At 70.8% G+C, this 21,580-nt stretch carries 19 protein-coding genes; 9 read left to right on the forward strand and 10 right to left on the reverse strand.

The features are described from left to right. Positions 1 to 362 precede the first annotated feature (362 nt). Entirely contained in the window at positions 363 to 1,037 is a 675-nt protein-coding gene (locus HND91_RS06100) for a DsbA family oxidoreductase (RefSeq protein WP_181705630.1), read from the forward strand. 18 nt (positions 1,038 to 1,055) lie between these two features. Here HND91_RS06100 and HND91_RS06105 read toward each other — a convergent pair whose 3' ends face one another. Next, positions 1,056 to 1,724, reverse strand: a complete 669-nt coding sequence (locus tag HND91_RS06105) for a DUF502 domain-containing protein (protein WP_181705631.1) — start codon at positions 1,722 to 1,724, stop codon at positions 1,056 to 1,058. A gap of 200 nt (positions 1,725 to 1,924) precedes the next feature. Between HND91_RS06105 and HND91_RS06110 the strand changes: the two genes are divergently transcribed. Next, complete coding sequence (locus HND91_RS06110; protein ID WP_181705632.1) at positions 1,925 to 2,281, forward strand: DUF454 family protein; 357 nt, start codon at positions 1,925 to 1,927, stop codon at positions 2,279 to 2,281. A gap of 131 nt (positions 2,282 to 2,412) precedes the next feature. Then, positions 2,413 to 3,210, forward strand: coding sequence for a hypothetical protein (locus HND91_RS06115; RefSeq protein WP_181705633.1), 798 nt, complete (start codon positions 2,413 to 2,415; stop codon positions 3,208 to 3,210). A 10-nt stretch (positions 3,211 to 3,220) separates the two neighbouring features. Here the strand turns inward: HND91_RS06115 and HND91_RS06120 are convergent, their stop codons facing one another. The 4 genes from HND91_RS06120 to HND91_RS06135 form a co-directional block, all read right to left on the reverse strand. Next, entirely contained in the window at positions 3,221 to 3,961 is a 741-nt protein-coding gene (locus HND91_RS06120) for a cytochrome c biogenesis CcdA family protein (protein WP_181705634.1), read from the reverse strand. Positions 3,962 to 4,071: 110 nt separating this feature from the next. Then, the gene (locus HND91_RS06125) at positions 4,072 to 4,800 is read right to left on the reverse strand and encodes an ABC transporter ATP-binding protein (protein ID WP_181705635.1); all 729 of its coding nucleotides are present in this window, start codon (positions 4,798 to 4,800) and stop codon (positions 4,072 to 4,074) included. Next, on the reverse strand, positions 4,797 to 6,035 hold the full coding sequence (locus tag HND91_RS06130) for an ABC transporter permease (RefSeq protein ID WP_181705699.1): 1,239 nt from the start codon (positions 6,033 to 6,035) through the stop codon (positions 4,797 to 4,799). The genes HND91_RS06125 and HND91_RS06130 overlap by 4 nt, the downstream gene beginning before the upstream one ends. Continuing rightward, complete coding sequence (locus tag HND91_RS06135; protein ID WP_181705636.1) at positions 6,035 to 7,042, reverse strand: efflux RND transporter periplasmic adaptor subunit; 1,008 nt, start codon at positions 7,040 to 7,042, stop codon at positions 6,035 to 6,037. Before HND91_RS06135 ends, HND91_RS06130 begins: the two co-directional genes overlap by 1 nt. Positions 7,043 to 7,280: 238 nt before the next feature. On the opposite strand from HND91_RS06135, the gene HND91_RS06140 reads away from it, so the two are divergent. From HND91_RS06140 to dprA, 4 genes are all read left to right on the forward strand, one after another. Next, the gene (locus HND91_RS06140) at positions 7,281 to 8,240 is read left to right on the forward strand and encodes an aspartate carbamoyltransferase catalytic subunit (protein ID WP_181705637.1); all 960 of its coding nucleotides are present in this window, start codon (positions 7,281 to 7,283) and stop codon (positions 8,238 to 8,240) included. An 8-nt stretch (positions 8,241 to 8,248) separates the two neighbouring features. Further along, positions 8,249 to 9,556 (forward strand): dihydroorotase, encoded by a 1,308-nt coding sequence (locus HND91_RS06145; protein WP_181705700.1) that lies wholly within the window; start codon positions 8,249 to 8,251, stop codon positions 9,554 to 9,556. Positions 9,557 to 9,670: 114 nt separating this feature from the next. Continuing rightward, on the forward strand, positions 9,671 to 10,285 hold the full coding sequence (gene plsY, locus HND91_RS06150; protein ID WP_181705638.1) for a glycerol-3-phosphate 1-O-acyltransferase PlsY: 615 nt from the start codon (positions 9,671 to 9,673) through the stop codon (positions 10,283 to 10,285). A 23-nt stretch (positions 10,286 to 10,308) separates the two neighbouring features. After that, positions 10,309 to 11,427: a DNA-processing protein DprA gene (gene dprA / locus HND91_RS06155; protein WP_343057149.1), complete on the forward strand. Its 1,119-nt coding sequence runs from the start codon at positions 10,309 to 10,311 to the stop codon at positions 11,425 to 11,427. 70 nt (positions 11,428 to 11,497) lie between these two features. On the opposite strand, the gene HND91_RS06160 is transcribed toward dprA, so the two are convergent. Continuing rightward, positions 11,498 to 11,740, reverse strand: coding sequence for a hypothetical protein (locus HND91_RS06160; RefSeq protein WP_181705640.1), 243 nt, complete (start codon positions 11,738 to 11,740; stop codon positions 11,498 to 11,500). Positions 11,741 to 12,034: 294 nt separating this feature from the next. On the opposite strand from HND91_RS06160, the gene topA reads away from it, so the two are divergent. Continuing rightward, positions 12,035 to 14,782 (forward strand): type I DNA topoisomerase, encoded by a 2,748-nt coding sequence (gene topA, locus HND91_RS06165; protein WP_181705641.1) that lies wholly within the window; start codon positions 12,035 to 12,037, stop codon positions 14,780 to 14,782. 183 nt (positions 14,783 to 14,965) lie between these two features. After that, complete coding sequence (rnr, locus tag HND91_RS06170; RefSeq protein WP_246329316.1) at positions 14,966 to 17,260, forward strand: ribonuclease R; 2,295 nt, start codon at positions 14,966 to 14,968, stop codon at positions 17,258 to 17,260. Positions 17,261 to 17,318: 58 nt separating this feature from the next. Here rnr and mltG read toward each other — a convergent pair whose 3' ends face one another. The 4 genes from mltG to fabG all read right to left on the reverse strand — a co-directional run bounded on the left by mltG (position 17,319) and on the right by fabG (position 21,458). Beyond that, positions 17,319 to 18,602 (reverse strand): endolytic transglycosylase MltG, encoded by a 1,284-nt coding sequence (gene mltG / locus HND91_RS06175; RefSeq protein ID WP_181705642.1) that lies wholly within the window; start codon positions 18,600 to 18,602, stop codon positions 17,319 to 17,321. A gap of 145 nt (positions 18,603 to 18,747) precedes the next feature. After that, positions 18,748 to 20,013: a beta-ketoacyl-ACP synthase II gene (gene fabF / locus HND91_RS06180; protein ID WP_181705643.1), complete on the reverse strand. Its 1,266-nt coding sequence runs from the start codon at positions 20,011 to 20,013 to the stop codon at positions 18,748 to 18,750. Between the two features lie 186 nt (positions 20,014 to 20,199). Next, on the reverse strand, positions 20,200 to 20,436 hold the full coding sequence (locus HND91_RS06185) for an acyl carrier protein (RefSeq protein ID WP_181705644.1): 237 nt from the start codon (positions 20,434 to 20,436) through the stop codon (positions 20,200 to 20,202). 284 nt (positions 20,437 to 20,720) lie between these two features. Next, positions 20,721 to 21,458: a 3-oxoacyl-[acyl-carrier-protein] reductase gene (fabG, locus tag HND91_RS06190; RefSeq protein WP_181705645.1), complete on the reverse strand. Its 738-nt coding sequence runs from the start codon at positions 21,456 to 21,458 to the stop codon at positions 20,721 to 20,723. Positions 21,459 to 21,580: the final 122 nt, after the last annotated feature.

The raw sequence follows: 21,580 nt of genomic DNA on the forward strand, positions 1-21,580 counted from the left end.
ACTTTACCATGTCAAGGTGCGCGACCCTGGGTCGACCGGGATCGTTTTCTGGCTACGATCCATCGACGACCGCCACCTCGAAGTGTCAAGGGGAGATCCGGCGACGGCTGGACCGTTGCTTATCGCCGACTGTCGGACCGCTCCAGGCGGGGCGGTTCACCGTCCGCATCAGACCGGTTTGACGCAGCCTCGCGGTGCATCCAGGCGCTCCGGGCGGAGCCGCGGGGTCGCTGCCGACAGGGGCGAACGATCGGGGTCGGCGGTCGTTGATGTGATTGGAGCGCGCCGGGCCGTCGGGCTAGGGTGCCGCCCGAGTTCGCGCGGCGGTTTCGCCGCCCCTGCCGTTCCCCTGGAGCCTGCCCATGTCCCGCCAAGCCGTTTCGCTCGATGTCGTGATCGACGTCGTCTGCCCGTGGTGCTTCATCGGCAAGCGCCGGCTCGACCAGGCGATCGACCTCCTGGAGGACGACCTCGACATCTCGGTCACCTACCGGCCGTTCCAGTTGGATGCGAGCCTGCCGCCGGAGGGCATTCCGCGGCGCAAGTACATGCTGGACAAGTTCGGCGACCCGGGCCGAGTGGCGGAGGTGCACGCCCGGATCGAGGCGGTCGGCACCGAGCTCGGCATCCCGTTCGCGTTCGAGCGGATCGAGACCGCGCCGAACACCATCGACGCCCATCGGATCGTGCGCTGGGCGCAGGCGGAGGGCCTCGGGGACGAGGCGGTCGAGCGCCTGTTCTCGCTTTATTTCTTGGAAGGGGCCGACCTCACCAGCCGCGACGTGCTCGTGGCCGCGGCCGTCGAGATCGGCCTCGACCGTGACGAGGTGGACGTGAAGTTCGACGAGGGGACGGACGTGGAGAGCATCCGCGCCGAGATCGCCTATGCGTCGAGCCTCGGCATCACCGGCGTGCCGTGCACCATCATCGCGGGCCGCTACGCGGTGTCGGGAGCGCAGACGCCGGACGTGCTCTCCGACGCGATCCGGCAGGTGATGGCTGAGATCGACCGCGCGGAAGGCGGCGGCGACGCCTGACGGCCGGGGCGCCCGCGGTCAGGCCTGTTCCAGGACCCGCTTGGCGGCCGTTTCGACCCGCTCCTTGGCGACCTCGCCGGTTTCCGCCGACACGAGGCCGAAGGAGATGACGAGCTTGGCGGCGTCCTCCACCGTCATGTCGAGCGCGATCGTCTCCCGACGCGGCAGGAACAGCAGGAAGCCGCCGGTCGGGTTCGGCGTCGTCGGCACGAAGACCGTGACGGCCTCCTCGTCCACGGGAAGCCGGCCGCGCACCTCGCCCCGGGTCGGGCCGGCGACGAAGCCGATCGTCCAGAGGCCGCGGCGCGGGTATTCGAGGAGGACCGCGGTCTGGAAGGACGAGCCGCGCTCGGCGAGCACGGTCTCGAAGATCTGCTTGAGGCCGCGGTAGAGATTGCGCACCACCGGCATCCGATGGAGCATGTGCTCGCTGTAGCCGAAGAGGGTGCGCCCGACGATGTTGGCGGTCAGGAAGCCGATCGTCATGATCAGGACGACGCCGACGACCAGTCCGAAGCCCGGCACGGGGAACGGCAGGTAGGTGTCGGGATTGTAGCTGGCCGGCAGGTAGGGCTTGACCCAGCTGTCCACCCACGAGACCAGGGCCCAGGTGAGATAGAGGGTGATGCCGGCCGGACCGGCCACAACCAAACCGGTCAGGAAATAGTTGCGCAGCCTCGTCACCATGGTGGGCCCTCGGGAGACGCCGGCTCGGCACGGTCGCCGAGTCGCATGACGGTAGAAATGCTTCGGGTGTGGGCGAAATGAGGCGCGAGCGTTGCCCGCGCCACCAGAGCATAAGCATATTGCCGCCGAACGACAGTCCGTCGGATCAAGAATCGCACCAGACCGGGCCGCGGCCCGGAGCGGAGCAAGCTGGAGCCCTGATGCGCCTCCTGTACCTCGCCGCCGGCTACGTGTTCCTCGGCCTCGGCATCCTCGGGGCCTTCCTGCCGCTCCTGCCGACGACGATCTTCCTCATCCTGGCGGCGGCGGCCTTCGCCCGGTCGTCGCCGAAGCTGGAGGCGCGCCTCCTCGCCGACAAGCGCTTCGGCCCGCCGCTCCGGCGCTGGCGGGAGCGCGGCGCGATCGCCCCGACGGCCAAGCTGATGGCCCTTGGCGGCATGGCGGCGGGCTACCTGCTGTTCGCCCTGACCACGCGGCCGGCCCTGCCGATGGCGGGCGTTGTGGCCATCGTCATGCTGGGCTGCGCCGTCTACGTGGTGAGCCGGCCGAACGCCTGACCGGGTTTCCGGTGAAAAAAGCGGCTGGGGCATGGCGGGTCCGCACCTTATTCTTGCCGCAAGAGCCCTCTTCCCGTCTGATGTGGTGCAGAACGACGCGAGATTCGGCGGCGGCTAATGAGGCGTGCGGCGTGAGGGGCGGAGCCAACGACCCGTTCGATCCACTCGACCCCGAACGGGGGGAGCCGAGCGGATTCGTCGTGCTCGCCTGGTCCGGCCTGGCGGCCTTCGCGCTGCTGATGGCCATGGTGGCCTGGCAGTATGGCGCGCCGGACCGCAACGTGGTGGCCCGCACCATCGCGGACGACGCCGAGATCACCGGCAGCCTGTCCTCCGGCGTCGAACGGATCGGCGTCGCGTCCGACCGGTCCGACCTGCCGGACGCGCTCGCCGCCGCGAGCGGCGACCTCGACGCCGTGCGGGTGGAGAACGCGGGCCTGCGCCACACGGTCGAGGTGATGCGCGGCCAGATCGACGCCCTCTCGGAGCGGCTGAAGAGCCTGGAGGACCGGTTCGGCGACCTCACCGGCAGCGTGTCGGCGCCGCCCGGCTCGGACAAGAAGGTGGTGCGCACGACCGCGGTCACGGCCACGCCGTCGGTGCCGGTGACGAATCGCGACCGGGCGGCGCTCAACCCGGAGGCGCCGCCGGTGACGCGCACGCAGTTCGGCGTGGAGCTCGGCGTCTACCGGGATCTGGCATCGGTCCAGACGAGCTGGCGCACCCTGCTGGCGGGCCGGCCGGAGCTCTTCGACGGCCTCAGCCCGCTCGCCACGGTGCGCGACCGGGGCGGCCGGACGGAGCTGCTGCTGGTGGCGGGACCGTTCCCGAACGCCGCGGCGGCGGCGGATCTCTGCGCGAAGGCGACGGCGACCGGGATCGGGTGCCTGCCGGCCTTCTACCTCGGCCAGCCGCTGGCGCTGCGCTGACCGGGCCGCCTCAGCCGAGGGTCGCCAGGGTCGGGAAGGTTTCCAGAAGCCAGAACGAGATGGTCTGCATCTGGCCGGTCAGGAACATGACGCCGGTCACCACGAGCACGGCCCCCATCACCTTCTCCACCCGGTCGAAGTGGGCGCGGAAGCGCTTCAGGAAGGCCATGAAGGGTCCGGCGAAGAAGGCCGACAGGATGAAGGGAACGCCGAGGCCGGCCGAATAGACGCCGAGCAGGAAGGCGCCCTCCCCGACCGTCTCGCGCGAGCCGGCGACGGTGAGGATGGTGGCGAGGATCGGCCCGATGCAGGGCGTCCAGCCGAACGCGAAGGCGAGCCCCATCACGTAGGCGCCCATGGGGCCGGCCTTGGCGCCGTGCGCCTGGAAGCGGGCCTCCCGGTACAGGAAGGCGAGGCGGAAGACGCCGAGGAAGTGCAGGCCCATCAGGATGATGACGACGCCCGCGATGGTGGCGAGCGTCATGGAGTGGCGGGCGATCAGCTGGCCCATGACGGAGGCCGTCGCCCCGAGGGTGATGAACACGGTCGCGAAGCCGAGCACGAAGGCGGCCGCCACGGCCACCACGCGCAGGCGCGCCACCCGGCGGCTCTCGGTCGGGTCGGTCAGTTCCTCGATGGTGGCGCCGGCCAGGAAGCCCAGATAGGGCGGCACGAGCGGCAGCACGCACGGGCTGACGAAGGAGATCAGGCCGGCGCCGAAGGCGGCGAGAAGGGTCACGTCCGAGGTCATGGAATGGGTCGAGTGTCCTTGTCCGTCCGCGACTTCTACCGAAGACGGACCGCCGCCGTCGAGGCGGCGCCGCCGCTGAGGGCATCACGTCTGCGTCACCCGCCGGCCGGTCAGGCGACCGGCGCCGTCGCGGCCTTGTCGCTGACGATCATGCCGTCCACCAGATGAATGCGGCGTTGCATCCGCCCGGCGAGGTCCAGGTCGTGGGTCACCGCCACCACGGTGCGGCCTTCCCGGCGCACGATGCCGTCCAGGATGTCGAACACCTGGCCGGTGGACTTGGTGTCGAGCGAGCCGGTCGGCTCGTCGGCGAGGATCAGCGGCGGATCGTTGGCGAGCGCCCGCGCCACCGCCACCCGCTGCCGCTGGCCGCCGGAGAGCTGGTCGGGCCGCTTGTGGCCGTGGTCGGCGAGCCCGAGCGAGGCGAGGATCTCCTCGGCGCGCGTGCGCATCTCCCGGTCGGAGCGGACGCCGAGCCGGCGCATGGGGATCATCACGTTGGCGAGCGCGCTGAACTCGGGCAGCAGGAAGTGGAACTGGAACACGAAGCCGATGGTGGCGAGCCGGAGCGAAGCCCGTTCGTCGTCGTCCATGCCGGCGGTCGCCTCGCCCCGGATCCGCACCTCGCCCGAGGTCGGGTGATCGAGGAGGCCGAGGAGATAGAGGAGCGACGACTTGCCGGAGCCGGACGGGCCGGTGATGGCCACGAACTCGCCCTTGCCGATGGTGAGGGTGGCGTCCTTGACGAGCGTCACCGGCACCGTGCCGCCGAGCACCCGGCCGGCGTGGAGGGCCTCGATTAGCGGCGGATCGCCGGGCGCGGCGGCGGGCGCGGTCATGTGGCCCCCCGGATGATGTCGACCGGGTTGAGCGAGGCGGCGCGCCGGGCCGGCAGGTAGCCGGCGATGGCGGCGGACGCCATGGCGAAGACGGCCGCGAGCGCGTAGTGCGTCCAGTCCACCGTCACCGGCAGGTGGGTCATCTCCACCTCGGCCTTCACCTCGAAGCGGATCGAGCCGAGCACCATGGTGAGCGCGAAGCCGAGCGCCCAGCCGAGGACCGAGCCGACCGTGCCCATGGCGAGCCCTTCCAGGAGGAACAGCCGGCGCATGTCCGCCGCCCGGAACCCGAGCGACTTCAGGATGGCGATGTCGCGGGCCTTCTCGTGGGTAATGGTGGACACGATGTTGAAGATGCCGAAGCCGGCGACGAGCAGGATGGCGCCGACCACGGTGTACATGATCACGTTGCGCACGAAGATGGCCTCCAGGAGCGACTGGTTGGCCTCCTGCCAGGATTTGGCGTCGAGGGCCACCGTGCGCTCGATCCGGTCCGCCACCGCGTCGGCCTGATAGGGATCGTCGAGGGAGACCCGGATGTCCGAGATGGCGGACGATTGCTCGGCGAGCGTCTGGGCGTTCTTCAGGAAGACGTAGACCATCACGTCGTCCTCGGCGGACACGCCGGAGTTGAAGATGCCGACGACCTTGAAGCGGCGGGCGATGCCCTGCGACGAGCTGAGCGTGACCGTGGAGCCGACGCTGGCGCCGAGCTTCTCGGCGACGCCGTCGCCCATGATGATGCGCGAGGCGGTCGCCTTGAGGTCGGCGACACGGCCCTGGACCATGTTGTCGGCGAGCGGCGCCACGGTGACGTAGCGGTCCGGGTCGATGCCGATCACCTGCACGCCCACGTCGCTGCCGCCGTAGCGGGCGGTCGCCTGGAGGGCGAGCGTGCCGGAGACGCGCCCCGGCACCCACGAGCGGAGCGCCGATTCCACCGCCGCCGGGTTGAGGATGCCGCGCCGGTCGTCGCGGGGGCGCAGGCCCGAATAGGCGGCGGCGTCGAACACGTCGCTGGCCGGCTGGGGTCGGGGCTTGCGCGTGTCGACCGACACGGTGACGTGCGGATATTCGGTCACCAGGGTGTCGATGAGATCGTTCTGGCTGCCCTGCATCAGCGCCGCCATGGCGATGGAGAAGCCGACGCCGAGCGCCACGCCGAGCACGGACACCGCCGTCTGGCGGCCGCGTCCGGCGATGTGGGTGAGCGCGAGGTCGAGAAGGAGCCGGATCATGAGGCCGCCTCCACGCCGACCCGGTCGCCGGGCTTCAGGCCGTCCGGCACGGGCATGACGATCCTCTCGCCGCCGGAGAGGCCATCGGTGACCTGCACGGTCTCCAGGCCCCGGATGCCCACCGTCACCGGCCGCCGCTCGACCACGTCGCCCGGGCCGACAACGAAGACCGCCCCGTCGACGACGGCGGTGGTCGGCACGACGACGGCGTTCTCCACGTCGCGGACGACGATGTTGGCGTCCACCGACATGCCGATGAAGAGCGGCGTGTCGTCCGGAAGGGAGAGCCGGACCCGGTAGGTCTTCAGCACCGGGTCGCCCTTCGGGGTCAGCGAGGCGACGGTCGCCGACAGGGGCTGGCCCGGAAAGGCGTCGGCGCGCAAAAGGACCGCCTGTCCCGGCCGCACGCGGGGAATGTCCTCCTCGTTCACCTCGGCCACCACTTCCAGGGGCCGCGGGTTGCCGACCCAGGCGAGCGCCTCCCCCTCCCCGGCGATCTCGCCCACGGAGGCGTCGAGCCGCAGCACCTGGCCGGCGATGGGCGCGGTGATCAGGTGGTCGTTCGCCTGTTCCTTCAGGGCGGCGAGCGAGGCCTCGATCTGGGCGAGCTCGGCGGCCGAGCGCTCCCACGCCTGCTCGCTGCCGACCCGCCGTTCGAACAGGTCCGCCGCCCGCTGCAGCTCCTTGGAGGCGAGGACGCGCCGGGCCTCCAGCTCCTGGAGCTTCGCCCGGATCTCGCTGTCGTCGAGCCGGGCGAGCAGGTGGCCGGCCTCGACGGCCTCGCCCTCGCAGTCGCAGATCTCCACGATCCGCTCCCGCACGAGGCTGGTGACCTTTGCCCAGCGCCGGGGCTCCACCACGCCGGAGGCGTAGACGATCTCCGCCGCCGTGCCGCGGGTCGCCTCCACGGTCGCGACGGTCGGCGGCCGGGCGGTGGCGTACCAGACGCCGGCGCCGCCGAGAGCGGCGACGAGGACAAGGGCGATGAGAGACGTCCGACGCATGAGGCTCGTCCGTGCAGGTGGTCCGTGCGGGTCGTCCGGTCCGGGTGGTTTCGGGTCGGCGATCGCGCCTGTCTACCGCGCCGGCCCGGCGGCCGATATGATCTCGATCATGGGCACGCGGCGGGGGGCGGGCGCAACGCCGGCGTGCGGCCGACCGGCTGCCGGTCGGCGCGCCGGGGCTCATGGACACGCGCGCCGCCTTGCCCCCGGGCGTCGAACAGCCTATCACGCTGGCTTCATGACCACGACCGCATACGGCTTCGACCGCCGCCACCTGCTCGGGATCGACGGGCTCACCCGCCTGGAGATCCTGGACCTCCTCGACCGCGCGGAAGCCAACGTCGAGATCGGCCGCCAGGCCAACAAGAAGCGCGACTCGCTGCGCGGGCGCACCCAGATCAACCTCTTCTTCGAAGCCTCGACGAGGACGCAGGCCTCGTTCGAGCTCGCCGGCAAGCGCCTGGGCGCCGACGTCATGAACATGGCCGTGGCGTCGTCGTCGGTGAAGAAGGGCGAAACCCTGATCGACACGGCGGCGACCCTGAACGCCATGAACCCGGACGTGATCGTCGTCCGGCACCATGCCTCGGGCGCCGTCGCCCTCCTCGCCCAGAAGGTGGACTGTTCCGTGGTGAACGCCGGCGACGGCGCCCACGAGCACCCGACCCAGGCGCTCCTCGACGCGCTCACGATCCGCCGGCACAAGGGGCGGATCGAGCGGCTGACGGTCGCGATCTGCGGCGACATCCTGCACAGCCGGGTCGCCCGGTCGAACATCCTCCTCCTGACGGCGCTCGACGCGCGCGTGCGCCTCGTCGGGCCGTCGACGCTGATCCCGTCCGCCTTCCGGGACATGGGGCTGGAGGTCACCACCTCCATGCGGGAGGGCCTCAAGGACGCCGACATCGTCATGATGCTGCGCCTGCAGCGCGAGCGCATGCAGGGCTCGCTGGTGCCGTCCGTGCGGGAGTATTTCCGCTACTACGGGCTCGACCAGGAGAAGCTCGCCTTCGCCAAGCCCGACGCGCTGGTCATGCACCCGGGGCCGATGAACCGGGGCGTGGAGATCGACCCGCTGGTGGCCGACGGCCCCCAGAGCCTGATCCGGGAGCAGGTGGAGATGGGCGTCGCGGTCCGGATGGCGGTGCTGGAGGCCGTCGTCAACGGGCGCGGCGACAGCCAGGAGGGCACGGCGTGACCGATCTCATGAAGCGCGCCGGCGACGTGCCGCCCCTCGTCATCGAGAACGCCCGGGTGGTCGACCCGTCGCGGGGGATCGACGCGGCCGGCGCGGTGGTCGCCATCGGCGGCGTCATCGCCGCCGCGGGGCCGGACGCGCTCAACCAGGGCCGGCCGGACGGGGCGGTGGTCGTCGACGCCGCGGGCGCCGTGGCGGCGCCCGGGCTCGTGGACATGCGCGTGTTCGTGGGCGAGCCCGGCTTCGACCACCGGGAGACGTTCGCGTCCGCCTCCCGGGCGGCGCTGGCCGGCGGCATCACCACCATCGTGACCATGCCGGACACCCAGCCGGTGATCGACGACCCGGCGCTCGTCGACTACGTGTTCCGCCGGGCGCGGGACACCGCGCAGGTGCGCGTGCGCCCGATGGCGGCGCTGACCAAGGGCCACGGCGGCCAGGAGATGACCGAGTTCGGCCTCCTGAAGGAGGCGGGCGCGGTGGGCTTCACCTCCGGCCGCCACATGGTGGCCAACGCCCAGGTGCTGCGGCGCGCCCTCACCTACGCCCGCGACTTCGACGCCCTCGTCTGCCACGTGCCGGAGGATCCGGACCTGAAGGGCTCCGGCGTGATGAACGCCGGCGACACGGCGGTGCGCCTCGGCCTCAGCGGCATCCCGGCGGAGGCGGAGAGCGTGGTGCTCGCCCGCGACCTGCGGCTCGCGCGCCTCGCCAAGGGCCGCTACCACGCCTCGCTGGTCTCCACCGCCGAGGCGGTGGACCTCCTGCGCTGGGCCAAGGGCCAGGGCATCCAGGCGACCGCCGGGGTGGCGATCACCAACCTGACGCTGAACGAGATCGACGTCGGCGGCTACCGGACGTTCTTCAAGACGCAGCCGCCGCTGCGCTCCGAGGACGACCGTCTGGCGCTGGTCCGGGCGGTGGCGGACGGCATCATCGACGTGGTCGTGTCAAACCACGATCCGCAGGACGTGGAGACCAAGCGCCAGCCGTTCGCCGAGGCGGCGGACGGGGCGGTCGGCCTGGAGACGCTGCTCGCCGCCGGCCTCAGGCTGGTGCACGCGGGCGACGTGCCGCTCGCCCGGCTGATCGAGGCGACGTCCACCCGGCCGGCCGCGCTCCTCGGCCTCGACGCCGGCACCCTGCGGCCGGGCGCGCCGGCGGACCTGGTGCTGTTCGACCCGGACGAGCCGTGGGTGCTGTCGGAGGAGATGCTGCTGTCCCGGTCCAAGAACACGCCCTTCGAGGGCGCGCGCTTCACGGGCCGGGTTCGCCGGACCGTGGTGGGCGGGAAGGTGGTGTTCGACCGGGCGTGACCGCCGGCCGGCGGAAGGCCGGCCGACGCGACGTCGCGCGCCCGCCTCGGACCGGTGACGGCGCGGCGGGCGTTTGCTACACCATGAGGCGAGAACTTTGGGGGACACCGCGCCTTGCCGGATCCGATCAGCTGGTCCTTCGTCTGGCCGTACTATCTGGCGGCGCTCGCCGTCGGCTATCTCCTCGGCTCGATCCCGTTCGGCCTGATCCTGACCCGGGCGGCCGGGCTCGGTGACGTGCGGTCGATCGGCTCCGGCAACATCGGCGCCACCAACGTGCTGCGCACCGGCCGCAAGGGCCTTGCGGCCGCGACCCTGCTCCTCGACGGCCTGAAGGGCACCGCGGCGGTCCTGCTCGCCGGGCTCTACGGGCCGGAGACCGCCGTGGTCGCCGGCTTCGGCGCCTTCCTCGGCCACTGCTTCCCGGTGTGGCTGAAATTCAAGGGCGGCAAGGGGGTGGCAACCTACATCGGCGTCCTGCTCGGCCTGTTCTGGCCGGCGATCTTCATCTTCGCGGCGGTGTGGCTGGCGATGGCCTATTTCGCGCGCTACTCGTCGCTGGCGGCGCTGACCGCCACCGTCGTGGTGCCGATCGCCCTCTGGTGGTTCGACCGGCCGCAGCTGGCGCAGCTGTTCGCGCTGCTCAGCGTGCTGGTCTGGATCAAGCACCACGGCAACATCCGCAAGCTCCTCGCCGGCACCGAGCACAAGATCGGCCACAAGACGTGAGCGAGCCCTCGGCATCCGGCGGAGTGCGGTTGTCGAGATCCCAGAAGGTGGACTGGCTCCGGCTCATCCGCGCGGAGAACGTGGGGCCGACCACGTTCCGCAGCCTCCTCAACCATTACGGGTCCGCCTCGGCGGCCCTGCAGGCCCTGCCCGAGATGGCGCGCCGGGGCGGCGGCCAGCGGGCGCTGCGCATCCCGACCCAGGCGGAGGCGGAGGCGGAGTACGACCGGACGCTGGCGGCGGGCGCCCGGATCGTGGCGCTCGGCGAGGAGGACTTTCCGCCGCGCCTGCGCGACATCCCGACCGCGCCGCCGATCGTGGCGGTCCGCGGCGGCGCGGACGTGCTGCGGCGGCCGGCCGTGGCGATCGTCGGGTCGCGGAACGCGTCGATCCCGGGCCTGAAGATGGCGGAGCGGATCGCCCGGGGGCTCGGCGACCGCGGCTACGTGGCGGTGTCCGGCCTCGCCCGCGGGATCGACGCCGCCGCCCACCGGGCGTCGCTCGACACCGGGACGGTGGCGGTGGTGGCGGGCGGCATCGACCATCTCTATCCGGAGGAGCACGCGACCCTGCGCGACGAGATCCTGGAGAAGGGCGGCGCGATCGTCAGCGAGATGCCGTTCGGCTGGGTGCCGCGGGCGCAGGACTTCCCCCGGCGCAACCGCATCGTCTCGGGCATGAGCCTCGGGGTCGTCGTCGTGGAGGCGACCGCCAAGTCTGGGACGCTGCACACCGTGCGGTTCGCCCTGGAACAGGGGCGCGACGTGTTCGCCGTGCCGGGCAGCCCGCTCGACCCGCGGGCGGAGGGGACGAACCGGCTGATCCGCGACGGCGCCCGCCTCGTGACGTCGGCGGCGGACGTTGCGGAAGAGCTGGAGCCGCTCCGCGCCCGCGTGCCGGACGCCTTCTCGTGGAGCGACGGCCTGAGCGACCCCGACGAGGACGGAGCCGATCCGGACCAGGTGGACGACGCCGTCCGCGCCCTGGTGCTGTCGGCGCTCGGGCCCGTGCCGACGGCGGTGGACGACATCGTGCTCCACACCGGGCTGAAATCGAGAGTGGTGTCGATCGCGCTCGTGGAACTCACCCTCGCCGGACGGCTGGAACGCCACAGCAACCAGCTGGTGTCGCTATTGCGCTGACGCGGGCGGGCTGAGGCACGATCTTCAGGACGTGGTCGAGGCCAGAGCGGTGTTCGATCTCCGAGGGGGATCAATCCTCCATCGGCGGAGGAATGCGCGGCCGCACCTTGACCGTCGGGGCCTTCGGCACGACCTGTAGGGCTGGCCGGTCGCCGATCGCGGCGGCCGCCTCCTCCCTTGCCATCTCCAGGAGATAGGCCAGGACCTTGAGACCGGCGCCGTCAGCCATCCGGCTGAGCTCCTGGCTCATACGCTCGATGTATTCGACGCGCTCGCGCTGTCCAGTCGTCAAGCCGCCCGTGCCTCGTTCCATGTGGAAGGTCCGTGAAGGTGTCCGTGGATGCGATGCATATGACGAAACTTGCGATTCAGCTACTACATTGACGCAACCGCCGGTAGGGTTTACTGCTCATAAGTGCCAATTGTCAAGTCCACACGCCTGGGGCGCATTGTGAATGTCGCAGCCCGGTGTGGCCGCCCGCACCTTGACCCCGACGCCAGTTGTCTTCCATTGAGTGACCAAGGGGCGAATGCCGCCGCACGCTTGCCGACCGGGCGCGTGCGGCGACGCCATCCATTCCCCGACCAACGCGAGTGACGAGAGCCGATGAACGTCGTGATCGTGGAATCGCCTGCGAAGGCGAAGACCATCAACAAATATCTCGGCCGGGATTACACGGTACTCGCGTCCTATGGTCACGTGCGCGATCTGCCGGCCAAGGACGGTTCGGTCGACCCGGACGCCGACTTCGCGATGCAGTGGGAGGTGGACGGCAAGTCGTCCAAGCGCCTGTCCGACATCGCCGCCGCGGTGAAGACCGCCGACCGCCTGATCCTTGCAACCGACCCGGACCGCGAGGGCGAGGCGATCTCCTGGCACGTGCTGGAGGTCCTCAACGCCAAGAAGGTGCTGAAGGGCAAGCCGGTGCAGCGGGTGGTGTTCAACGCCATCACCAAGCAGGCCGTGCTCGACGCCATGGCCAAGCCGCGCGACATCGACACGCCGCTGGTGGAGGCCTACCTGGCCCGCCGGGCGCTGGACTATCTCGTGGGCTTCACCCTGTCGCCGGTGCTCTGGCGCAAGCTGCCGGGCGCACGGTCGGCGGGGCGGGTGCAGTCGGTGGCGCTGCGCCTCGTCTGCGACCGCGAGAACGAGATCGAGACCTTCGTCCCGCAGGAATACTGGACCATCCTCGCCCGGCTGGCGACGCCGGCCGGCGAGGAGTTCGAGGCCCGCATCTCCGAGTGGGCCGGCAAGAAGACCGGCCGCCTGGACGTGAAGGACGAGGCGAGCGCCACGGCGATTCGCGCCTTCCTGGAGCGCGCCACGTACAAGGTGGGCTCGGTCGAGGCCCGGCCGCAGAAGCGCAACCCCTACCCGCCCTTCACCACCTCGACCCTCCAGATGGAGGCTTCGCGCAAGCTCGGCTTCTCGGCCCAGCGCACCATGCAGGTGGCGCAGCGGCTCTATGAAGGCGTCGACGTGGGCGGCGAGACGGTCGGCCTCATCACCTACATGCGGACCGACGGCGTGCAGATCGCCCCGGAGGCGATCGCCGCCACCCGCAAGGTGATCGCGGCCGAGTATGGCGAACGCTATCTGCCGGAGAAGCCGCGCCTCTATTCCACCAAGGCGAAGAACGCCCAGGAGGCCCACGAGGCCATCCGGCCGACCGACCTGTCGCGCCTGCCGAAGGCGGTGGCGCGCTTCATGGAGGACGAGCAGGCCAGGCTCTACGAGCTGATCTGGAAGCGCACGGTCGCCAGCCAGATGGAGAGCGCCGACTTCGAGCGCACCACGGCCGACATCGTCGCCAGCGCGGGCGGCGAGACGGCAGGCCTGCGGGCCACCGGCCAGGTGCTGAAGTTCGACGGCTTCCTGAAGCTCTACACCGAGAGCAAAGACGACGAGGACGACGAGGAGGGCGGCCGCCTGCCGAAGATGGCCGCCGGCGACGCCCTGGCGCGGCGCGGCATTACGGCGACCCAGCACTTCACCGAGCCGCCGCCGCGCTTCACCGAAGCGACGCTGGTGAAGAAGATGGAGGAGCTTGGCATCGGCCGGCCGTCCACCTACGCGGCGACGCTGGCGACCTTGCGCGACCGGGAATACGTGACGGTCGACAAGAAGCGCCTCGTGCCGTCGGACAAGGGCCGGCTGGTGACGGCCTTCCTGGAAAGCTTCTTCGAACGCTGGGTGGAGTACGACTTCACCGCCAACCTGGAGGAGGAGCTGGACAAGATCTCCTCCGGCGACCTGGACTGGCGCGAGGTTCTGCGGCGGTTCTGGCAGACCTTCTCCGCCCATGTGGCGGAGGTGAAGGACCTGCGCGTCAGCCAGGTGCTCGACGCGCTCAACGAGGAACTGGCGGCCCACGTCTTCCCGGCGCGCGCGGACGGCTCCGACCCGCGCACCTGCCAGGTGTGCGGCACCGGCCGGCTGTCGCTGAAGCTCGGCAAGTTCGGCGCCTTCATCGGCTGCTCCAACTATCCGGAATGCCGCTACACGCGCCAGCTCGGCACGGGCGAGGACCAGACCGAGGGCCTGGGCGGCGACGGCACGAAGCTGCTCGGCACCGATCCGAAGACGGGTCTCGACGTGACGCTCCGCGCCGGCCGGTTCGGGCCCTACGTGCAGCTCGGCGAAGGGGACAAGCCCAAGCGGGCCTCCCTGCCGCGCGGCTGGTCGGCGGACGCGATGGACCTGGAGAAGGCGCTGCGCCTGCTGGAGCTGCCCCGGCAGGTGGGCGAGCATCCGGAAACGGGCAAGGCCATCGAGGCGAACATCGGCCGCTACGGACCCTACATCGCCCATGACGGCGTCTACGCGAACCTCGACTCGGTGGACGAGGTGTTCACGGTCGGCCTCAACCGGGCCGTCGCCGTGCTGGCGGAAAAGAAGGAGAAGGGCGCGCGCGCCCGGGCGACGCCGGCGGCCCTGAAGTCGCTCGGCGACCACCCGGAGGGCGGCGAAATCACCGTGCGGGACGGCCGCTACGGGCCGTACGTCGCCTGGGGCAAGGTCTACGCCACACTGCCGAAGGGCAAGGACCCGCAATCGGTGACCGTCGAGGAGGCGCTGCCGCTGTTGGCCGAGAAGGCCGGCAAGTCGCCGGGCAAGAAGCCCGCCAAGGCGAAGGCGGCGACCGGCGCGAAGGCGTCCACGGGCGGCGCGAAGTCGGCGACCGGCGTGACGTCCACGGGCGCGAAGGCGGCGGCCAAGGCGGGCGCAGCGGGCAAGGCGGGCGCGGCCGCGAAGGCGGGCGCGGCGGCGAAGCGTCCGGCCGGCACGAAGGCCGCGGCCGCGCCGAAGGCCGACGCCCCGGTCCGCGCCAGGAAGGCGGCGGCCGACTGACGCCCGGCCGGACCGCGCGAAAAGCGGCCGGGCGCCCATGCGGCTTCCGAACGAAGGCGACGCGCCAGAGTTCTTCTGGAACCACGGGGCCGGAGCGGGCGGCCCGGAGCGCAGCGCGATAGCGACCGCGACAGCCCCTACCGGGTCCGCTAATCTCTGCATCCGACCAGAAGGGACGCGGAATTGGCCAGACGAATCGGACACGACGACGCTTCGCACAGGTTCGCCCCGGACCGGGAGACGGTCCTGCGCTTCATCACCGACAACCCGTCCAGGGCCACCAAGCGCGACATCGCCAAGGCCTTCGACGTGAAGGGCGAGGCCCGCGTCGAGCTGAAGCGGCTTCTCAAGGAGCTGGAGGGCGAAGGGCTGATCGAGCGGCGCTCCAAGCGCCTGTCGAAGCCCGGCGCGCTGCCGACCGTGCTGGTGTGCGAGGTCGTCTCCCGCGACGACGACGGCGACATCTACGCCGAGCCCGCCACCTGGGACGAGGACAACGGCCCGCCGCCGAAGCTGCTGGTGCTCGGCAAGGCGGGCCGGCGCCAGGAGGGCGGTGTCAACCCGGGCATCGGCGACCGCATCCTCGCCCGCGTCTCGGACATGCCGCGCGGCTACGAGGCGCTCGCGCGGGCGGCCGTCCGGCCGATCAAGCTCCTGGAGCGGAAGGCGGACAGCGTGATGGGCGTCGTTCGCCGCACCGCCGGCGGCGCGCGCGTGACGCCGATCTCCAAGAAGCAGCAACACGAGTTCATCATCGACGAAGCGCACCTGAACGGCGCCGAGGACGGCGACCTCGTCACCCTCGACGTGCACCGCGCCGGCCGCTACGGCCTGCCGCAGGCGAAGGTGCGCGAGCGGGTGGGATCGATGAAGTCGGAGAAGGCGGTCTCCATGATCGCCATCCTGGCGAACGAGATTCCTTACGTCTTCCCCGACGCGGTGGTCGCCGAGGCGGAGGCGGCGGAGCCCGCCACCATGGCCGGCCGGGAGGACTGGCGCGAACTCGCGCTCGTCACCATCGACCCGCCGGACGCCAAGGACCACGACGACGCGGTCCACGCGGAGCCGGACCCGGACCCGGCCAACCCGGGCGGCGTGATCGTCACCGTGGCGATCGCGGACGTGGCGGCCTACGTCCGGCCGAACAGCGCGCTCGACAAGGAGGCGCTGAAGCGCGGCAACTCGGTCTACTTCCCGGACCGGGTCATCCCGATGCTGCCTGAGAGGATCTCCAACGATCTCTGCTCGCTGAAGGAGGGCGTCGACCGCCCTGCCCTCGCGGTCCGGATGATCTTCAGCGCCGACGGCTACAAGCGCCGCCACAGCTTCCACCGCATCATGATGCGGTCGGCCGCGAAACTCTCCTACCAGCAGGCGCAGGCGGCCATCGACGGGCGGCCGGACGACAAGACCGGGCCGCTGCTGGACCCGATCCTCCGACCGCTCTGGGACGGATACGCCATCCTCCACAAGGGGCGCACCGAACGCGAGCCGCTCGACCTGGACCTGCCCGAGCGCAAGATCCTCCTGAAGCCCGACGGGACCGTCGACCGGGTGATGGTTCCGGAGCGCCTGGACGCCCACAAGCTGATCGAAGAGTTCATGATCCAGGCGAACGTGGCGGCGGCGGAGACGCTGGAGGCGAAGAAGTCGCCGCTCGTCTACCGGATCCACGACCAACCGTCGCCGACCAAGCTGGACGCCCTGTCGGAATTCCTGTCGTCGCTCGACCTGAAGATCGCCAAACAGGGCAACCTGACGCCGAGCCTGTTCAACCGGCTGCTGACGCGGGTGGAGACCCACCCGAACGCCCAGCTGATCAACGAGGTCGTGCTGCGCTCCCAGAGCCAGGCGGAATACTCGCCGCTGAACATCGGCCACTTCGGCCTGAACCTCCGGCGCTACGCCCACTTCACCTCGCCGATCCGGCGATACGCGGACCTGATCGTCCACCGGGCTCTCGTGCGGGCGCTCGGGCTTGGCGACGACGGCCTGCCGGACGGCATCGAGGACCGGCTGGACCGGATCGCGGCGGACATCTCGGCGGCCGAGCGGCGGGCCATGCAGGCGGAGCGGGAGACGATCGACCGGCTGATCGCCGAATGGCTGTCCGACCGGATCGGCTCCACGTTCAAGGGCCGGATCGCCGGCGTCACCAAGGCCGGGCTGTTCGTGAAGCTGGTGGACACGGGCGCGGACGGCTTCGTGCCCGCCTCCACGATCGGGTCGGACTACTACGCCTATGACGAGATCCGCCACGCCCTGGTCGGCTCGCGGACGGGCGAAACCTATCAGCTCGGCGACACGGTGGAGGTGAAGCTGGTGGAGGTGGCGCCGCTCGCCGGGGCGATGCGGTTCGAGGTCCTGTCGGACGGCCGGCAGGGCCGCCCGCTCGCCCGGTCGCGGCTGAGGGCCGGCAACCGTTCCGAGCGGCCCGAGACGAAGCGCAAGACCTACGGCCCGCGCCGCGGGCGGTGACCGGCCGGTGGATGCGAGCCGGGCGGGATCCGACCCGGCTCGGTCCAGGATCGTCCGGTCAGGTCTCGGGTCTCGGCGTCGGCAGGACCGGCGTCCCCGGATCGCGCTTCGGCGCACCCTCCAGAAGATCGAGCGGGTCGCCTTCAGCCTCCTCGACGGCGGCCTCGGTGGGCGCGGTCGCATCCGGCTCGCGCTGGTCCACCGCGCCGGTGGCGGCGCGCTGGCGTTCGATGGCGCGCCAGGCGGCCACGTTCCGGTTGTGCTCGGCGAGGCTGCCGGCGAAGACGTGCCCGCCCGTGCCGTCGGCGACGAAGTAGAGATCCTTGGTGGTCGAGGGGGTCGCGACCGCCTCCAGGGCCGCGCGGCCCGGGTTGGCGATCGGTCCGGGCGGGAGGCCGTTGATCTGGTAGGTGTTGTACGCCGTCCGGGCGTCGATGTCGGACCGCCGGATCGGCCGGCCGAGCGTGCCCTCCCCGCCGACGATGCCGTAGATGATCGTCGGGTCGGACTGCAGGCGCATGTTGGAGCGCAGCCGGTTGATGAACACGGAAGCGACGCGCGGCCGCTCGTCGGCGCGGCCGGTCTCCTTCTCGACGATGGACGCCAGCGTGACGAGCTGCTGGGGCGTCTCGATCGGGATGTCCTTGTTGCGATTCGCCCAGATGTCGCGCACGGCGCGCTCGTGGGCGGCCTGCATCTGGGCGAGGATCTGCTTGCGGGTGGTGCCGCGCGAGAACTTGTAGGTCTCCGGCAGGAGCGTGCCCTCGGCCGGGATCTCGTCCACCTCGCCGGTCAGCATGGGATGCTCGCGCAGGCGGTTCACGATCTGCCGGGAGGTGAGACCTTCCGGGACGGTGACGGTGTGCAGAATGGCCTTGCCGGAGACGAGGAGGTCCATGACCTCCCGCATGCTGACGCCGGGCGCGAAGGCGTACTCGCCCGCCTTCAGCCGGGCGGTCTGCCGGTAGGCGGTGATGCCGCCCATGAACACGTAGCGGTCGGCGATCACGCCCTCCCGCTCCAGCGTGTCGGCGATCGCCTGCAGGCCCGAGCCGCTCGGCACCAGCACGGCCTTCTCGGTGGTCAGCGGTCCCTTGGCGTCGAACTCGGACTTGCCCCAGTAGAGCACGCCGCCGATGCCGAGGGCGGCCAGCACCAGGATGGTGAGGAGCGCGTTGAGCGCCACGACCAGCGGGTTGCGCACCCGCTCGGAGCGGAGCGGCGGCGCTGGCGCGAGTTCCGGCGTGATCGCCTCGCGGGGGCTCTTCGGATTGATGCGGCTCGGCGACTGCGGCGGCTCGGGGCGGTCGCCGACCGGGGCGTTGTGCGAAGTGTCGTCCATGGCCGTGTCCGGTTCCGATCTGTGCTCCGGGAGGCCCGCCGGGGGCAGGCCTCCGCGATCGTCAGCTCAGGTCGAGGCTATCGACCATTATGGCGAAACGGCGAAACCGCCCATTTCGCGTGCACACAGCATATTTCGCGCGCCCTCAGCCTTCAAACGCGCGGAGCACGAGGGAGGCGTTGGTGCCGCCGAACCCGAAGGAGTTCGACAGCGCGACCTTGACCTTCTTCTCCTTGGCGACGTTCGGCACCAGGTCGATGGCCGTCTCCACCGACGGGTTCTCCAGGTTGATCGTCGGCGGGAGCACGCCGTCGCGGATGGCCAGGGTGGAGAAGATCGCCTCGATCGCGCCGGCGGCGCCGAGCAGGTGGCCGGTCATCGACTTGGTGGACGACATGGAGATGCTGGCCGCCGCATCGCCGACGATGCGGGTGACCGCGCCGAGCTCGATCTCGTCGCCGAGCGGCGTGGAGGTGCCGTGGGCGTTCACGTAGTCGATGTCGGAGGGCGACACGCCCGCCCGCTTCAGCGCCATCTGCATGCAGCGATAGGCGCCGTCGCCGTCCATGGCCGGCGCGGTGATGTGGTAGGCGTCGCCGGACAGGCCGTAGCCGATCACCTCGGCGTAGATCTTCGCGCCGCGCTTCTTGGCGTGCTCGAGTTCCTCAAGCACCACCACGCCGGCGCCCTCGCCCATGACGAAGCCGTCGCGGTCGCGGTCGTAGGGGCGCGAGCCGGCGGTCGGATTGTCGTTGAAGCCGGTGGAGAGCGCCTTGCAGGCGGCGAAGCCCGCGACGGAGATGCGGCAGACGGGGCTCTCGGTGCCGCCGGCCACCATCACGTCCGCGTCGTCGAGGGCGATCAGGCGAGCCGCGTCGCCGATGGCGTGGGCGCCGGTCGAGCAGGCGGTGACCACCGCGTGGTTCGGGCCCTTGAAGCCGTACTTGATGGAGACGTGGCCGGAGGCGAGGTTGATCAGCCGGCCCGGGATGAAGAAGGGCGACACGCGGCGCGGACCCTTGTCGCGCAGGGTATAGCCGGCCTCCACGATGCCCTCGATGCCGCCGATGCCGGAGCCGATCAGGACGCCGGAGCGGATCTGGTCCTCGTGTTCGGTCGGCTTCCAGCCGCTGTCCTCGACGGCCTGGGAGGCGGCGGCGACGGCGAAGACGATGAAGTCGTCGACCTTGCGCTGCTCCTTGGGCTCCATCCACTCGTCGGCGTTGAAGGTGCCGTTGGTGCCGTCGCCGCGCGGGATCGTGCAGGCGATCTGGCACGGCAGGTCGTCGACCTCGAACGTTTCGATGCGCCGCGCACCGCTTTCGCCGGCGATCAGCCTCTTCCAGGTGGCCTCGACGCCGCTCGCGAGCGGGGTCACCATACCGAGACCTGTGATGACGACGCGTCTCATACGCGGAACGCCTCCATGCGAGAATCAGAACCGGAGCGGCGTCAGGCGCCTGCCCGGGCCATATGGGGATGCACGGCGGGAACCTCAAACGTCAACGGGGGCGGACGCCGGTGAACGGAGACCCGTTCGCCATTCGCCACCCCCGGGGACAGTCCGGATCGATGGAACCGCCGGGATCCGGAAGGATCAGCCGGTGGCCTTCTCGAGGAACTTGACCGCGTCGCCGACCGTCAGGATGGTCTCGGCGGCATCGTCCGGGATCTCGACGCCGAACTCTTCCTCGAAGGCCATCACGAGCTCGACCGTGTCGAGCGAGTCGGCGCCCAGGTCCTCGATGAAGGAGGCTTCCAGGGTGACCTTCTCGGCATCCACGCCGAGATGCTCGACCACGATCTTCTTCACGCGCTCAGCGACATCGCTCATCTTAGGAGATCCTCATGTTGCTAAAGGATATTGAGAACGGGATTTGAATTCGGATCGGGACGTGGACGTCGGCCGCCACTCAGGTCGTTGCCGATCCGAGCGCGGATCGAGCGGCCGTCCCGATCACCGGAGCGATGGGTCCGGAGAGGTAGGTTCCCATTGTATCGCTGGCGTCTCCCGAACGGATCGGCGGCTTGGTATCACACTTCCGCCGCGTTGACCAGTGTGGGAGGCGCCCTGCCCCGGCCCGCGCGCGCACCCCGGCCGCGCGCGGAAAAACGGTGTCAGATCATCGCCATGCCGCCGTTGACGTGCAGCGTCTGGCCGGTCACGTAGGCGGCCTCGCGGCTGGCCAGGTAGACGCACGCGGCGGCGATCTCCTCGCCGGTGCCGAGCCGGCCGGCCGGCACCTGGGCGAGAGCGGCCTCGCGCTGCTTCTCGTTGAGGGCGTCGGTCATCGCGGTCTCGATGAAGCCGGGCGCCACGCAGTTGGCGGTGATGTTGCGGGTGGCGACTTCCTGGGCGAGCGCCTTGGTCATGCCGATCATGCCGGCCTTGGCGGCGGCGTAGTTGCCCTGGCCGGCGTTGCCGGTGACGCCCACCACGGAGGTGATGCCGATGATGCGGCCGAAGCGGCGCTTCATCATGCCCTTCAGGGCGGCGCGGGACAGGCGGAAGCCGGACGTGAGGTTGACCTCGATCACCTGGTCCCAGTCCTCGTCCTTCATGCGCATGAACAGGCCGTCGCGGGTGATGCCCGCGTTGTTGACCAGGATGTCGATGCCGCCGGTCTGCTGCTCGGCGGTCTGCATCAGGGCGTCGACGGCGGCGCGGTCGGACAGGTTGGCGGTCGCGATGTGCACCCGGTCGCCAAGCGCCGCGGCCAACTCCTCCAGGGGAGCGGTGCGGGTGCCGGAGATCACGACGGTGGCGCCGTGGGCGTGCAGCGCCTTGGCGATCGCGCCGCCGATGCCGCCCGAGGCGCCGGTGACGAGGGCCGACAGGCCGGTGAGATCGAACATGCGACGGCTTTCCCTGGATGACTGGTGGTGCGTCGGGGGATCCCGGCAGCGGTCAGCCGCCTGTCACCATGCCCCGCGCCGTCTGTCAAGCGCGGACAAGGACGACAGGCGGCGTCCCGCGG

The organism is Chthonobacter rhizosphaerae (genome assembly GCF_013839525.1).
Taxonomy (GTDB): Bacteria; Pseudomonadota; Alphaproteobacteria; order Rhizobiales; family Pleomorphomonadaceae; genus Chthonobacter; species Chthonobacter rhizosphaerae.

Excerpts from the sequence above, each read along its gene's own strand:
- fabG (WP_181705645.1), bottom strand. The coding sequence starts at position 21,458 with ATGTTCGATCTCACCGGCCTGTCGGCCCTCGTCACCGGCGCCTCGGGC.
- HND91_RS06100 (WP_181705630.1), top strand. The coding sequence starts at position 363 with ATGTCCCGCCAAGCCGTTTCGCTCGATGTCGTGATCGACGTCGTCTGC.
- HND91_RS06140 (WP_181705637.1), top strand. The coding sequence starts at position 7,281 with ATGACCACGACCGCATACGGCTTCGACCGCCGCCACCTGCTCGGGATC.
- HND91_RS06125 (WP_181705635.1), bottom strand. The coding sequence starts at position 4,800 with ATGACCGCGCCCGCCGCCGCGCCCGGCGATCCGCCGCTAATCGAGGCC.
- fabF (WP_181705643.1), bottom strand. The coding sequence starts at position 20,013 with ATGAGACGCGTCGTCATCACAGGTCTCGGTATGGTGACCCCGCTCGCG.
- HND91_RS06135 (WP_181705636.1), bottom strand. The coding sequence starts at position 7,042 with ATGCGTCGGACGTCTCTCATCGCCCTTGTCCTCGTCGCCGCTCTCGGC.
- HND91_RS06110 (WP_181705632.1), top strand. The coding sequence starts at position 1,925 with ATGCGCCTCCTGTACCTCGCCGCCGGCTACGTGTTCCTCGGCCTCGGC.
- HND91_RS06105 (WP_181705631.1), bottom strand. The coding sequence starts at position 1,724 with ATGGTGACGAGGCTGCGCAACTATTTCCTGACCGGTTTGGTTGTGGCC.
- topA (WP_181705641.1), top strand. The coding sequence starts at position 12,035 with ATGAACGTCGTGATCGTGGAATCGCCTGCGAAGGCGAAGACCATCAAC.
- HND91_RS06160 (WP_181705640.1), bottom strand. The coding sequence starts at position 11,740 with ATGGAACGAGGCACGGGCGGCTTGACGACTGGACAGCGCGAGCGCGTC.
- HND91_RS06145 (WP_181705700.1), top strand. The coding sequence starts at position 8,249 with ATGAAGCGCGCCGGCGACGTGCCGCCCCTCGTCATCGAGAACGCCCGG.
- HND91_RS06185 (WP_181705644.1), bottom strand. The coding sequence starts at position 20,436 with ATGAGCGATGTCGCTGAGCGCGTGAAGAAGATCGTGGTCGAGCATCTC.
- HND91_RS06120 (WP_181705634.1), bottom strand. The coding sequence starts at position 3,961 with ATGACCTCGGACGTGACCCTTCTCGCCGCCTTCGGCGCCGGCCTGATC.
- mltG (WP_181705642.1), bottom strand. The coding sequence starts at position 18,602 with ATGGACGACACTTCGCACAACGCCCCGGTCGGCGACCGCCCCGAGCCG.